The 13,797-nt window shown below is 68.0% G+C and carries 11 protein-coding genes; 2 read left to right on the forward strand and 9 right to left on the reverse strand.

Translation table 11 applies throughout. The features are described from left to right. Positions 1-4: 4 nt before the first annotated feature. Complete coding sequence (locus tag AC5P9F_RS05330) at positions 5-3,166, forward strand: efflux RND transporter permease subunit (protein ID WP_005410957.1); 3,162 nt, start codon at positions 5-7, stop codon at positions 3,164-3,166. A gap of 81 nt (positions 3,167-3,247) precedes the next feature. On the opposite strand, the gene AC5P9F_RS05335 is transcribed toward AC5P9F_RS05330, so the two are convergent. After that, positions 3,248-4,153, reverse strand: a complete 906-nt coding sequence (locus AC5P9F_RS05335; RefSeq protein ID WP_274849926.1) for a LysR family transcriptional regulator — start codon at positions 4,151-4,153, stop codon at positions 3,248-3,250. Between the two features lie 117 nt (positions 4,154-4,270). Here AC5P9F_RS05335 and AC5P9F_RS05340 point away from each other — a divergent pair, with 117 nt between their 5' ends. Further along, positions 4,271-5,044 (forward strand): SDR family oxidoreductase, encoded by a 774-nt coding sequence (locus AC5P9F_RS05340; protein ID WP_043034056.1) that lies wholly within the window; start codon positions 4,271-4,273, stop codon positions 5,042-5,044. A gap of 101 nt (positions 5,045-5,145) precedes the next feature. Here AC5P9F_RS05340 and leuB read toward each other — a convergent pair whose 3' ends face one another. The 8 genes from leuB to ilvG all read right to left on the reverse strand — a co-directional run bounded on the left by leuB (position 5,146) and on the right by ilvG (position 13,786). Next, a complete protein-coding gene (gene leuB / locus AC5P9F_RS05345; protein ID WP_005410954.1) occupies positions 5,146-6,207 on the reverse strand; it encodes a 3-isopropylmalate dehydrogenase in 1,062 nt (353 codons plus the stop codon). Continuing rightward, on the reverse strand, positions 6,197-6,775 hold the full coding sequence (gene leuD, locus AC5P9F_RS05350; protein WP_005410953.1) for a 3-isopropylmalate dehydratase small subunit: 579 nt from the start codon (positions 6,773-6,775) through the stop codon (positions 6,197-6,199). Before leuD ends, leuB begins: the two co-directional genes overlap by 11 nt. Continuing rightward, positions 6,775-8,193, reverse strand: coding sequence for a 3-isopropylmalate dehydratase large subunit (gene leuC / locus AC5P9F_RS05355; protein WP_099524003.1), 1,419 nt, complete (start codon positions 8,191-8,193; stop codon positions 6,775-6,777). The genes leuD and leuC overlap by 1 nt, the downstream gene beginning before the upstream one ends. A gap of 60 nt (positions 8,194-8,253) precedes the next feature. Then, positions 8,254-9,033 carry a class I SAM-dependent methyltransferase gene (locus AC5P9F_RS05360; protein WP_076739909.1) on the reverse strand — a complete coding sequence of 260 codons (780 nt, stop codon included), beginning with the start codon at positions 9,031-9,033 and terminating at the stop codon, positions 8,254-8,256. Between the two features lie 10 nt (positions 9,034-9,043). Next, positions 9,044-10,630, reverse strand: coding sequence for a 2-isopropylmalate synthase (locus AC5P9F_RS05365; protein ID WP_164225649.1), 1,587 nt, complete (start codon positions 10,628-10,630; stop codon positions 9,044-9,046). After that, on the reverse strand, positions 10,627-11,718 hold the full coding sequence (locus AC5P9F_RS05370) for a threonine dehydratase (RefSeq protein WP_033835631.1): 1,092 nt from the start codon (positions 11,716-11,718) through the stop codon (positions 10,627-10,629). Before AC5P9F_RS05370 ends, AC5P9F_RS05365 begins: the two co-directional genes overlap by 4 nt. A gap of 96 nt (positions 11,719-11,814) precedes the next feature. Then, positions 11,815-12,066, reverse strand: a complete 252-nt coding sequence (locus tag AC5P9F_RS05375) for an ACT domain-containing protein (RefSeq protein ID WP_005410947.1) — start codon at positions 12,064-12,066, stop codon at positions 11,815-11,817. Then, on the reverse strand, positions 12,050-13,786 hold the full coding sequence (gene ilvG / locus AC5P9F_RS05380; RefSeq protein WP_164225758.1) for an acetolactate synthase 2 catalytic subunit: 1,737 nt from the start codon (positions 13,784-13,786) through the stop codon (positions 12,050-12,052). Before ilvG ends, AC5P9F_RS05375 begins: the two co-directional genes overlap by 17 nt. Positions 13,787-13,797: the final 11 nt, after the last annotated feature.

The raw sequence follows: 13,797 nt of genomic DNA on the forward strand, positions 1-13,797 counted from the left end.
GCCGGTGCGCCGCTTCAATCTTTCCGAGTGGGCGCTGGCCAATCGCCCGCTGGTGCTGTTTGCGATGCTCGCCTTCGCCTTGATCGGCGCGTGGTCGTACAAGCATCTGGGCCAGTCCGAGGATCCACCATTCACCTTCAAGGCGATGGTGGTGCGCACGCTGTGGCCGGGCGCCACAGCCGAACAGGTCTCGCGGCAGGTGACCGAGCCGATCGAGAAGGCGCTGATGAACACCGGCGAGTACGAGTTCATCCGCTCCTATTCGCGCCCCGGCGAATCGCAGGTCATCTTCATGGCCCGCGACAGCCTGCGTTCCAGGCAGATCCCGGACCTGTGGTACCAGGTGCGCAAGCGCGTGGGCGACATCCGTGCGACGCTGCCGCGCGAGATCGTCGGTCCGTTCTTCAACGATGAGTTCGGCGACACCTACGGCAACATCTATGCGTTGACCGGCAAGGGCTTCGACTACGCGGTGATGCGCGACTACGCCGACCGCATCCAGCTGGAACTGCAGCGCGTGCCCGATGTCGGCAAGATCGACCTGGTCGGCCTGCAGGACGAGAAGGTGTGGATCGAGCTGTCCAACACCCGCCTGGCCACGCTGGGTGTGTCGATGCAGCAGGTACAGCAGGCGCTGGCCGACCAGAATGCGGTCACCGGCACCAGCTTCTTCGAGACCGCCACCGACCGCGTGCAGCTGCGCGTGACCGGCCAGTTCAACGACATCGAAGCGATCCGCCAGTTCCCGATCCGCGCCGGTGACCGCACCGTGCACCTGGGCGACATCGCCGAGGTCAAGCGTGGCTTCGCCGATCCGGCGTCGCCGAAGATGCGCTTCATGGGTGAAGAGGCCATCGGCCTGGCAGTGGCGATGAAGGATGGCGGTGACATCCTCAAGCTCGGCGCCAATCTCGATGCCGAGTTCGAGCGCCTGCAGAAGACCCTGCCGGCGGGCATGCAACTGCGCAAGGTGTCCGACCAGCCGCAGTCGGTGGAAGAGTCGGTCGGCGAGTTCGTGCAGGTGCTGACCGAAGCGGTGGTGATCGTGCTGCTGGTCAGTTTCTTCTCGCTGGGCCTACGCACCGGCCTGGTGGTGGGCGTGACCATTCCACTGGTGCTGGCGATGACCTTCTTCGTCATGCACTACTTCGACATCGGCCTGCACAAGATTTCGCTGGGTGCACTGGTGCTGGCGCTGGGCCTGCTGGTGGACGATGCGATCATCGCGGTGGAGATGATGGCCACCAAGATGGAGCAGGGTTACGACCGCCTGCGCGCGGCCAGTTTCGCTTGGGAATCCACCGCGTTCCCGATGCTGACCGGCACGCTGATCACGGCGGCCGGCTTCCTGCCCATCGCTACGGCGGCCTCGAGCACCGGTGAGTACACGCGTTCGCTGTTCCAGGTGGTGACCATCGCGCTGGTGGTGTCGTGGATCGCGGCGGTGCTGTTCATCCCGTACCTGGGCGACAAGATGCTGCCGGACCTGTTCAATCCGCAGCCGCCGAAGCCGGGCAGCGTGTCCGCGCGCTGGCACGCCAAGCGCCAGCAGTGGGCCGATCGTTATCCGGCGCTGGCCAACCTGATCGCGCCGCCGCAGCACGGGCACGACCACGATCCGTACCAGCGCCCGTTCTACCGCAGCTTCCGTCGCTTCCTCGATGGCTGCCTGCGCCACCGCTGGTGGGTGATTGCCGCGACCATTGCCCTGTTCGTGTTCTCGCTGATGATGTTCCGCTTCGTGCCGCAGCAGTTCTTCCCGGATTCGACCCGGCCGGAACTGATGGTGGACATCGAGCTGGCCGAGGGCGCATCGCTGCGCTCGACCCAGGCCCAGGCCGAGAAGCTGGAGAAGCTGCTGTCCAGCCGCGAGGGCATCGCCAACTACGTGTCCTACGTGGGCACCGGTTCGCCGCGCTTCTACCTGCCGCTGGACCAGCAGCTGCCGGCCACCAACTTCGCCCAGTTCGTGGTACTGGCCAAGGACATCAAGGCGCGCGAAAGCACCCGTGACTGGCTGCTGCACGAGGTGATTCCGAAGTTCCCGGACGTGCAGATGCGCGTGACCCGCCTGGAGAACGGCCCGCCGGTCGGCTATCCGGTGCAGATGCGCATTTCCGGCGAGCACATCGAGAAGGTGCAGGCGATCGCGCGCCAGGTCGAGGCCAAGGTGCGCGAGAACCCGCACGTGATGAACGTCAACCTGGACTGGAGCGAGCCGAGCAAGGTGGTGCGGCTGGTGATCGACCAGGAGCGTGCGCGGGCGCTGGGCGTGAGCAGTGCCCAGGTCAGCCAGTTCCTGTCCAGTTCGCTGGCCGGGCAGTCGGTGAGCGTGTACCGCGAAGGCAACCGCCAGATCGAGATGCTGCTGCGTGGCCCGGCCGATGAGCGCAACCAGCTGGAGCTGCTGTCCAGCCTGTCGATGCCGACCGCCAACGGCGGCAGCATCACGCTGTCGCAGGTGGCGACGATGGAGTACGGCTTCGAGGACGGCATCATCTGGCACCGCAACCGCCTGCCGACGGTGACCGTGCGTGCCGACATCAGCGATGGCATGCAGCCGCTGGACGTGGTGCACCAGATCCTGCCGACGCTGGATGGCATCCGTGCCGAGCTGCCGAACGGTTACCTGCTGGAAACCGGCGGTACCGTGGAGGATTCGGCACGTGGCCAGAACTCGATCAAGGCCGGCATGCCGCTGTTCCTGGTGGTGGTGGCCACGCTGCTGATGCTGCAGCTGCGCAGCTTCTCGCGTGCGGCGATGGTGCTGGTGACCGCGCCGCTGGGCATCATCGGCGCGACGTTGTTCCTGCTGCTGTTCCGCGCGCCGTTCGGCTTCGTGGCACTGCTGGGCACGATCGCGCTGGCCGGCATGATCATGCGCAACTCGGTGATCCTGATCGACCAAATCCAGCAGGACATCGATGCCGGGCATGACCGCTGGCATTCGATCATCGACGCGACGGTGCGCCGCTTCCGCCCGATCGTACTGACCGCGCTGGCGGCCGTGCTGGCGATGATTCCGCTGTCGCGCAGCGCGTTCTATGGCTCGATGGCGATCTCGATCATGGGCGGCCTGATCGTCGGCACGGTGCTGACCCTGGTGTTCCTGCCGGCGTTGTACGCGGCATGGTTCCGGGTGAAGCCGGACGAATCCGGGGCGTAATGCCCCGGGTTCTGCGGCCACCGCCTTGGTAGGTGCCAACCTTGGTTGGCACTGCGGCACGCATCCACGCATGGCGTGGATCTACTGTAGCTGCAGGCCGCTCCGTAGCACTGGCAGCAGCCATTCGATGAATACCTGTACGCGTTGTGCGCGGTGCTGCCGATGCGGCTGCAGCAGGGTCACCGGCAATGGTTGCGCCACATGCTGCGGCATCACTTCCACCAGCGCACCGGATTGCAGTTCGGCCTGCACGTCGTAGCGCGGAATCTGCAGCAGCCCCAGCCCCGCCACACAGCACGCGATCGACGCTTCTGCACTGTTGACCCGCACCCAGCCGGGCATCGGCAATGTGCGTAGCTGCGTACCCTCCTGCCACTCCCACGGTTCCACCCGCGCCGTGGTCGGCGACGCGTAGTTCACCGCCCGGTGCTGCTGCAGGTCGGCAGGTTGCTGCGGCACACCGTACTCGCGCAGGTAGGCCGGCGCGACAACGTTGACGAAGTCGAGCTGGCCCAGCGTGCGCGCGACCAGGCTGGAATCGCCCAGCTGCCCGACCCGCAGCACGGCATCGCAGCCGTCTTCGATCAGGTTCACCGCGCGGTCGGTCATGCCCAGGTCGACTTCCACCTGCGGGTAGCGAGCGAAGAAATCCGGCAGCGCCGGGGCGATGATGCGGCGGCCGATGCGACTGGGCACGTCGATCTTCAGCAGACCCACCGGCTGCGCATCGTCCTGCCGGAACAGCGATTCGGCGTCTTCAACCTCGGCGATCAGGCGCAGGCAGCGGGCATGGAACACGTCGCCGTCGTGGGTGGTCGACACCCTGCGGGTCGAACGCTGCAGCAGGCGGGTACCGAGCCGCTGCTCCAGCTCCGCAATGGCTGCCGAGACGGTGGAGCGGGGCAGGCCGAGCTGGTCGGCGGCGCGGGTGAAGCTGGCGCACTCCACCACCCGGGTGAAGATGCGGAAGCGATCGATCCGATCCATTGTTCGCTGGCTCTGGAAGGTTAAGTCAATGCGGCGGGCTTTATCCGCATTTTCTGCACGATATCGTCGTCAGGGCAGGGTTGCCACCCCGGGCAGCCCCCTCCCGAGACCGAGGCCATGACCGACCATTCCCTCAACGGCAAGACCGTACTGATCGCCGGTGGCGCCAAGAACCTGGGCGGACTGATCGCCCGCGACTTCGCCAGCCAGGGCGCCAAAGCCATCGTCATCCACTACAACAGCGCCGCCACCCAGGCCGATGCAGAGGCGACCGTCGCCGCCGTGCAGGCCGCCGGCAGCAAGGCCGTTGCCCTGCAGGGCGACCTGACGTCGGCCGCAGCGATGGAGCGCTTGTTCGCCGATGCCGTGGCCGCAGTCGGCCGTCCCGACATCGCCATCAATACGGTCGGCAAGGTGCTGAAGAAGCCGCTGCTGGAGATCAGCGAAGCGGAGTACGACGAGATGAGCGCGGTCAACGCCAAGGCCGCGTTCTTCTTCCTCAAGGAGGCTGGCCGCCACGTCAACGACGGTGGCCGCATCTGCACCCTGGTCACCTCACTGCTGGGTGCGTTCACGCCGTTCTATTCCAGCTATGCCGGCACCAAGGCACCGGTTGAGCATTTCACCCGCGCGGCGTCCAAGGAGTTCGGTGAGCGCGGCATCTCGGTGACTGCGATCGGGCCGGGCCCGATGGACACGCCGTTCTTCTACCCGGCCGAGAGTGCCGATGCGCAGGCGTACCACAAGACCGCGGCCGCGCTCTCGGCGTTCACCCGCACCGGCCTGACCGACATCGCCGACATCGTGCCGTGGATCCGCTTCCTGGTCACCGACGGCTGGTGGATGACCGGGCAGACCATCCTGGTCAATGGTGGGTACACCACCAAATAATGCAGCCACGCATGGCGTGGCTCTACAGTAGAGCCACCCCATGGGTGGCTGCCCGCAATGTGCGAAGGGAGAGGCGCCACAGGTGGCGTGGCGCTATCGGATCAGTTGAGTTTGGCCAGCACCGCGTCGGTGGCGGCTGCCGTGCTCACCGCCTGGCCCTTGGCGGCCAGATCGGCGGTGAACACGCCATCGTCCAGCACGGCGTGCACGGCGGCTTCCACCGCAGCGGCTTCCGTTTCCAACCCCAGCGAATGGCGCAGCAGCATCGCGGCGCTGAAGATCGTCGCGTACGGATTGGCGATGCCCTTGCCAGCGATATCCGGAGCGGAACCATGGATCGGTTCGTAGATGCCCACCGCGCCCGGCTCGCCCAGCGAGGCCGACGGCAGCAGGCCCAGCGACCCGGCCAGCATCGACGCCTCATCGGTGAGGATGTCGCCGAACATGTTCTCGGTGACGATCACGTCGTACTCGCGCGGCTTGGCCAGCAGGTGCATGGCCATGGAATCGACCAGCTGGTGCTCCAGCGCAACGTCCGGGAATTCCTCGCGGCCGATGCGCGCGGCCACGTCACGCCACAGGCGCGAGGTCTCCAGCACGTTGGCCTTGTCCACCGAGGTGACCTTGCCGCGGCGCTGCCGGGCCAGGCGGAAGGCACTGCGCAGCACGCGTTCGATCTCGGCCACGGTGTAGCGGCACAGGTCGCTGGCGCTGTCGGCGTCGCGGGTCTTGTCGCCGAAGTAGATGCCACCGGTCAGTTCGCGTACCACGACGAAGTCCACGCCCTGCAGCAGCTCGGCCTTGATCGGCGAGGCGTGCAGTGCGGCTTCGTGGGTACGCACCGGGCGCAGGTTGGCATACAGGCCCAGCGCCTTGCGGATCGCCAGCAGGCCCTGTTCCGGGCGCACCTTGGCGTTGGGATCGGACCACTTCGGGCCGCCGACCGCACCCAGCAGCACCGCGTTGGCGGCTTGGCAGGCAGTCAACGTAGAGGCCGGCAGCGGCTCGCCGTGGCGGTCGATGGCGATGCCACCGATGTCGTGCTCGCTGAAGGTGAAGGTGTGGTTGAAGCGCGTGGCGACAGACTTCAGGACGGCGACTGCCGCGGCGGCCACTTCCGGGCCGATGCCATCACCGGGCAGGACAACAATTTCAGCGTGCATGCTCACTCTCGTAGCGTTCGATTTCAGGGACACGGCCCAACAGATACCCCAACTGGTCGACGCCTTCCAGCAGGCAGGTCTGCGAGAAGCCATCCAGCGGGAAGGAATAGACGCGCCCATCGGGCGTGCGCAGCTCACGCGCGGCCACGTCGATGGTCAGCTCGTCGTCCGGGCGCTGCATCAGCGCCTGCACGTCGGCTTCGTCCAGCACGATTGGCAGCAGTCCGTTCTTCAGCGAGTTGCCGCGGAAGATGTCGGCGATCTCGCTGCTGACGATGGCGCGCAGGCCCAGATCGGTCAATGCCCACGGTGCATGCTCGCGCGAAGAACCGCAGCCGAAGTTGCGGCCCGCCAGCAGGATGCTGCGGCCGGCGTTGTGCGGCTGGTTGAAGGCGAAGTCGGCCACCGGCGAACCGTCGGCCTGCCAGCGCCAGTCATTGAACGCGTTGCGGCCCAGGCCGGCGCGTTCGGTGGTGGACAGGAACCGCGCCGGAATGATCTGGTCGGTGTCGATGTTGGTCTGGCGCAGCACCACGCTGGCCGAGGTCAGGGTACGGAAACCGGCCATCACGCCACCTCCTGTGCGAACAGTTCGCGGGTATCGGCGACGTGCCCGTTCACCGCGGCCCACGCCGCGCTCATCGGCGAGGCCAGCAGCGTGCGCGAACCAGGGCCCTGGCGGCCTTCGAAATTGCGGTTGCTGGTGCTCACGGCCAGCTGCCCGGGTGCGACCAGATCGCCGTTCATGGCGATGCACATCGAGCAGCCCGGCTCGCGCCACTCGGCACCGGCCGCGCGCACGATCTCGTGGATGCCTTCGGCCTCGGCTTCGCGCTTGACGATCTCCGAGCCCGGCACCACCAGCATGCGCACCCGGTCAGCGACGCGACGACCGCGCAGTACCTGCGCCACTTCGCGCATGTCGCTCAGCCGACCGTTGGTGCACGAACCGACGAACACCACGTCCACCGGCGTTCCGGCCAGCGCCTTGCCGGCCTGGAAATGCATGTAGTCCAGGCCCTTCTGTGCGGCGGCATCGTTGGCCGCCGGAATCGGCGCATCCACCGCGATAGCCGTGCCCGGATGGGTACCCCAGGTCAGGGTCGGGCGGATGTCGGCGGCGTCAATGTGCGCTTCGCTGTCGAAACGCGCGCCCTCATCGCTGCGCAGCTGCTGCCAGCGCGCCACGGCGGCGTCGAAATCGGCGCCCTTCGGCCCGCGCGGCGTAGCGGCGACGAAGTCGAAGGTGACCTGGTCCGGCGCCACCATGCCGGCACGCGCACCCGCCTCGATCGACATGTTGCACAGGGTCATGCGCTGTTCCATGTCCATCGCTTCGATGGTGCTGCCACGGAACTCGATGACGTGGCCGGTGCCGCCGTTGACGCCGATCACGCCGATGATGTGCAGGACCACGTCCTTGGCGCCGACGCCGGGCGCCAGCGGGCCATCGACGGTGATCGCGAAGGTCTTCGCCTTGCGCTGCAGCAGGCACTGCGTGGCCAGCACGTGGCCGACTTCACTGGTGCCGATGCCGAAGGCCAGTGAACCGAACGCACCGTGGGTGGAGGTGTGGCTGTCGCCGCAGACGATGGTCATGCCGGGCTGGGTGAAGCCTTGTTCCGGCGCGATCACGTGGACGATGCCGCGGTTGTCCGAGGCCATGTCGAACAGTTCGATGCCGTGTTCGGCGCAGTTGCGTGCCAGGGTGGCGACCTGCGCTTCGGACGCAGCGCTGGCGTAGGGAAACGTGCCGTCGGCGGCAGGCGGCAGGGTTGGCGTGGAGTGGTCCATCGTCGCCTTGGTGCGGTCCGGCCGGCGCGGCGACAGGCCGCGCTCGCGCAGTTCGGTGAACGCCTGCGGCGAGGTCACCTCGTGGATCAGGTGCAGGTCGATGTACAGCACGGCGGGGGCGCTGTCGGTTTCGGGAACCACCACGTGGGCGTCCCACAGTTTGTCGTACAGGGTGCGGGGTGCGGAAGTCATGCGTATGCCTGGCAGAAGTACGAAATAGCGAACATCAGTAAAGGAAACGGAACGGTCAAGTCAGCGACGGCGGGCGAGCACGCGCAGGCGCACGTAGTCGGCCAGCGGCTGGCCGGCGGCATTGCGCGGCAGCTCGGCCAGCAACGCGGTGGCGGCCTCGCGCACGGTAGCGCGGGCCTCGGCCGGCAGGTCGTCCAGCAGTGGTGCGGCGAAGACCCGCAGCCAGCCGGCCACGCCGGTCGGCAGTGCGGTCGGGCGCGGCGTGCACTCGATCAGTTGCACCTGGAAGCCATGCTGGCGCAGGCGGTCGGCGTAGGCATCGGCCGTCGGGAAATACCACTGGAAGGTGCTGGCGCCATGGCCGTGGGCCACGCGCGCGGCCTGTACCGCCGCGATGATCGTGGCCACGTTGCCGTGGCCACCGAATTCGGCGACAAAGCGGCCGCCGGGGCGCAGGGCGCGGCGCACGCCTTCCAGCACGCGGTCCGGAGTCGTCATCCAATGCAGTGCGGCATTGCTGAACACTGCATCGAACTCGCTGTCGAACGACAGCGCGTGGCCGTCCATCACCTGCGCGTCGACACCGCGTGCGCGGGCGGCGACCACCAGTTCCGGCGAAGCATCCACGCCGTGGATGCGTGCGCCGCTCAGCGCCAGCTCGGTACTGAGTACGCCATCGCCACAGCCCAGGTCGAGGATGCGCTCACCGGCGCGCGGGTCGAGCAGGCGCGATACCGCGCCGCCGAGCAGCGGGACGAAGCCGGCGTCGATCGCATAGTCCTGGGCGTTCCACTGCTGGCCAGCGGCGCTGGTCGGGGTGGGGGTGTCGAAGGCGCTCATCTCGGGTTCCTCAGGCGGTGGCGGGGGTGGGAACGTCGGTGCTGCTGTGGGCGGCGGCCTGGCGCTGGCGCAGCAGGCGGTTGGCAACATCCAGCCAGGCCAGCGCGGACGCTTCGATGATGTCCTTGCTGGTGCCGGTGCCGTCGTACTCCACGCCCTCGTGGCGCACGCTCAGGTTGGCTTCGCCGCGTGCATCGGCGCCGATGCCGACGCTGTGCACGTGGTAGCTGTCCAGCATCAGCTGCACGCCGGTGGCGGCCGACAGTGCGCCGAACAGCGCATCGACCGGGCCGTCGCCCTGCGCGGTCTCGGCCACGCGGTTGCCATCCGGATCGGACAGTTCGACCAGTGCGTTGGCGCGGCTGCCGACATCGCTGATGGTCATCGAGGCCAGGCGGTAGCCCTGTGCGTTGGAACCGCCCTGCATCAGCGTCTGCAGATCGGCATCGGTGACCACGCGCTGCTGTTCGCACAGGCCCTTGAACTGCTCGAACACCAGCTTCAGTTCGTCTTCGTCCAGCCAGAAGCCCAGCGCACGCAGGCGCGCTTCAACGGCGGCACGGCCACTGTGGCGGCCCAGCACCATCTGCGAATCCTCCCAGCCCACGTCTTCCGGGCGCATGATTTCGTAGGTACCGCGATGGCGCAGCATGCCGTGCTGGTGGATGCCCGATTCGTGGGCGAACGCATTGGCGCCGACGATGGCCTTGTTGCGCTGTACCGGCATGCCGACCAGGCGCTGCAGCAACTGCGAGGTGCCGACGATGCGCGGGGTGTTGATCGAACTGTCCTGCTCGTAGAAGGCCTGGCGCACCTTCAGCACCATCGCGATCTCTTCCAGCGAACAGTTGCCGGCGCGTTCGCCGATGCCGTTGATGGTGCACTCGACCTGGCGCGCGCCGCCTTCGATGGCGGCCAGCGAGTTGGCCACGGCCAGGCCCAGGTCGTTGTGGCAGTGCGCGCTGAAGATCACGTTGGCCGCGTTCGGCACGTCGGCGACGCCGGCGATGACCTGCTGGAACATCGCGCGGATCTCTTCGGGCGTGGTGAAGCCGACGGTGTCGGGCAGGTTGATGGTGGTGGCACCGGCGGCGATCGCCACGCGCGCGACTTCGATCAGGTAATCCAGCTCGGTACGGGTGGCATCCTCGGCCGAGAACTCGACATCGTCGATGTAGGTGCGGGCCAGCGATACATGCTTGCGTACCGACTCCAGTACCTGTTCGCGGGTCATGCGCAGCTTGTGCTCGCGGTGCAGCGGGCTGGTCGACAGGAACACGTGCAGGCGCGGGTTGGCCGCGGCTTCCAGTGCGCGTGCCGAGGTTTCGATATCGGCCTGCAGGCAGCGCGACAGCACCGCCAGGCTCAGGCTCGGGCGGCGCAGTTCGCGGCCGATCAGTGCCATCGCTTCGCGGTCGGACTGCGAGCTGGCCGGGAAGCCGGTCTCGATGATGTCCACGCCCAGTTCGTCCAGCGCACGCGCCATCACCAGCTTCTGCGGCGGGCTCATGCTGCAGCCGGGGGACTGCTCGCCGTCACGCAGGGTGGTGTCGAAGATGCGGATGCGCGGGGTGGTAATTCGTTCGATGGTGGTCACAGGGAAATCTCCTCGACAGCGGGCGTTGCGGCTTGCAGGTGGGAAGGGGAAGGCATGGGGGAGGGCGGCGCGCTGGCCTTGGCGGGCGAGCGGGGTGTTTCGCTGCGCCGTCGCCGTGGCTTGCGCGGCGGGCGCGGTCGGATGTCGGTTAGCAGGCCGGCCAGCACACCGGCATCGATGTTCCCGCCGGAGACCACCGCGCACTTGCGGCGGCCCGCGACGCGGCGGCCAGCGGCCAGCGCCAGCGCGCCGGCACCCTCGGCAATGATGTGTTCTTCCAGTGCCAGCCGGACCAGGGTTTCGCGCAGTTCGGCTTCGCGCACGATCACCACATCGTCCAGCAGCGAGGTGCACAGGCGACGGGTCAGGAAGCCGGGGATCTTCACCCGCACGCCGTCGGCCAGCGAGGCGACGGGTGCGATCTCGCGCACGTCGCCGCGGATCGCGCGTGCCATCGAATCAACGCCTTCCACCTGCGCGCCGACCACGCGCACGCCCTGTGATTTCAGCGCCAGGGCCACGCCGGAAGCCAGGCCACCGCCACCGATCGGCACGATCACCACGTCCGGGGCATGCGCGGCCAGCTCGATGCCGACCGTGCCCTGGCCGGCGATCACGTCGGCATCGTCGAACGCGGACAGGAAGCGGTAGCCGTGGCGTTGTGCCAGTTCGACCGCGAAGGCGTAGGCTTCGTCATAGCTGTTGCCGTGCTGGCGCACGGTCGCGCCCCAGTGGGCGACGCCGGCGATCTTGGTGGCGGGTGCACCATGCGGCATCACAGTGATGGCCGGCACATCCAGGCGATAGGCGGCCCAGGCCACGCCCTGGGCGTGGTTGCCGGCCGAGGCGCAGATCACCGGCCGGGTGTCGCCGCGTTCGCGGCCGGCCAGCAGTGCATTCAATGCGCCGCGCACCTTGTAGGAACCGGTGCGCTGCAGGTTCTCCAGCTTCAGCCAGGTACCGAAGCGTTCGGCGTGGTGCAGCGGGGTGGGCGGCAGGAAGCGGCGCAGGCGGGCCTGCGCTGCCAGGACGTCGGCGACGCTTACGTCGCCGACATCGCTTTCCTGGCTGGTGTCAGCGGCCGGCATGGGCCACCGGCGCGGTGCGGAAGACCGCCGCATGCGGGCACGGGCGGCGAAGAAGACGCCTCCGTACCGGCACCGTGGTCGCTACGGTACGGGTGTTCATGGCGATACTCCTTCCACGGCGGTGACCTGCACGGACACGCAGTCGTAGATCTTCTCGATCTGCCGGCACAGCGTTTCCGCCGGGCGCTGGCCATCGACGACCAGCTGCAGGTGCCAGCGGCCATCGTCGGCGGCCACCGGTGCGCCGCTGATCGCACGCGGCGCAAAGCCACGGCGTTCTGCCATGCCGATCACGCGCAGCAGCGCGCCCTCGGCCGGGTGCAGCACCAGGTCAAGCCGGTATTGCATTGGGGGTCTCCTGGCGGGCATGGGCGGGGTTGCTTTCCAGCATCGTGCTGTTGGCGGTGTTCGGCGGCACCAGCGGCCACACGTTGGCGCGTGCATCGATGGCCACGTGCAGCAGCGCCGGGCCGGGCTCGGCCAGCAGCGCGGCCAGGCCGCCTTCCACGTCGTCGCGGTTGTCGATGCGGGCGGCGGCAATGCCGAACACCTGCGCCAGGGCTACGAAGTCCGGGTTGTCGGACAGGTCGATCTCGCTGTAACGCTCGGCGAAGAACAGTTCCTGCCACTGCCGCACCATGCCCAGCGAACTGTTGTCCAGCAGCACGATCTTCACCGGCAGGCGGCAGCGGGCGATGGTCGCCAGCTCCTGCACGTTCATCATGAAGCTGCCGTCGCCGGACACCAGTACCACGGTGCGCTCCGGGCAGGCGAACTGCGCACCCATCGCCGCTGGCAGGCCGAAGCCCATCGTGCCCAGTGCGCCACTGGTCAGGTGGTTGCGGGGGTGGTTGAAGCGGCAGTGCTGGGCCACCCACATCTGGTGCTGGCCGACATCGCAGGCGATCACCGCATCGGCCGGGGCCAGCTCGCTCAGGCGCTTCAGCAGCGCCGGGGCGTAGATGTGCTGGCCCGGTGCGTCGTAGCGGGCAGCGAAGCGGTCGCGGTGCTGCGCACAGCGCTTGCGCCAGGCGTCCTGGTGGGCCCTGGGGGAGGGGAAGGCCGCACGCAGGGCACGGATGGCGTGACCGACGTTGCCAGGCACGGCGACGTCGGCAGTGCGCAGCTTGGAGATCTCGTAGGCGTCCGCATCGATGTGGACGACGCGGGCGAATGGCGCGAACTCGGCCAGCTTGCCGGTCGCGCGGTCATCGAAACGCGCACCCAGCACCAGCAGCAGGTCGCTTTCCTGCACCGCCATGTTGGCGGCGCGGGTGCCGTGCATGCCCAGCATGCCCAGCGACTGCGGATGGTGGGCCGGCAGTGCACCCAGGCCGCGCAGGGTCATTACGGTGGGGATGGCACTGGCCTCGACGAAGTCGCGCAGGTCCTGCACGGCATCACCCAGGGCGATGCCGCCACCTGCGTAGACCACCGGCTTCTCGGCCGCCGCCAGCGCGGCGATGGCCTCGGCGATGGCGGCCTCGGCCGGCGCCGGCGGCGGTTCGACGCTGCTGGGCACATGCGCCGGCAGATGGCTGGCATCGGCCAGCTGCACATCCTTGGGCAGGTCGATCAGCACCGGGCCTGGGCGACCCTCACGGGCAATGCGGAACGCATCGGCCACCACGCGCGGCAGGTCATCGACGCTGCGCACCAGCCAGCTGTGCTTGACGATCGGCATCGTCAGGCCGAACACATCCAGTTCCTGGAAGGCGTCGGTGCCCAGCAGCGGCGTGCCGACCTGGCCCGTGATGCAGACCATCGGTACCGAATCCAGCATCGCATCGGCAATACCGGTGACCAGGTTCGAGGCGCCCGGGCCGGAGGTGGCCACGCAGACGCCCACCTGGTTGCTGGCGCGGGCGAAGCCGTTGGCGGCCAGCGCCGCGCCCTGCTCATGGCGTACCAGGATGTGCTTCAGCGACGAATCCACCAGCGCGTCGTAGAACGGCATGATGGTGCCACCGGGATAGCCGAACAGCGTGCGGACGCCTTCGGCCTCCAGCGCCTGGGTCAGCCAGCGCGCGCCGTTGGGCGGCGCGCTGCGATGTGTCGAAGAGTTCATGGGGGAACCTT

This window comes from Stenotrophomonas sp. YJH_SMC_4, assembly GCF_059371575.1.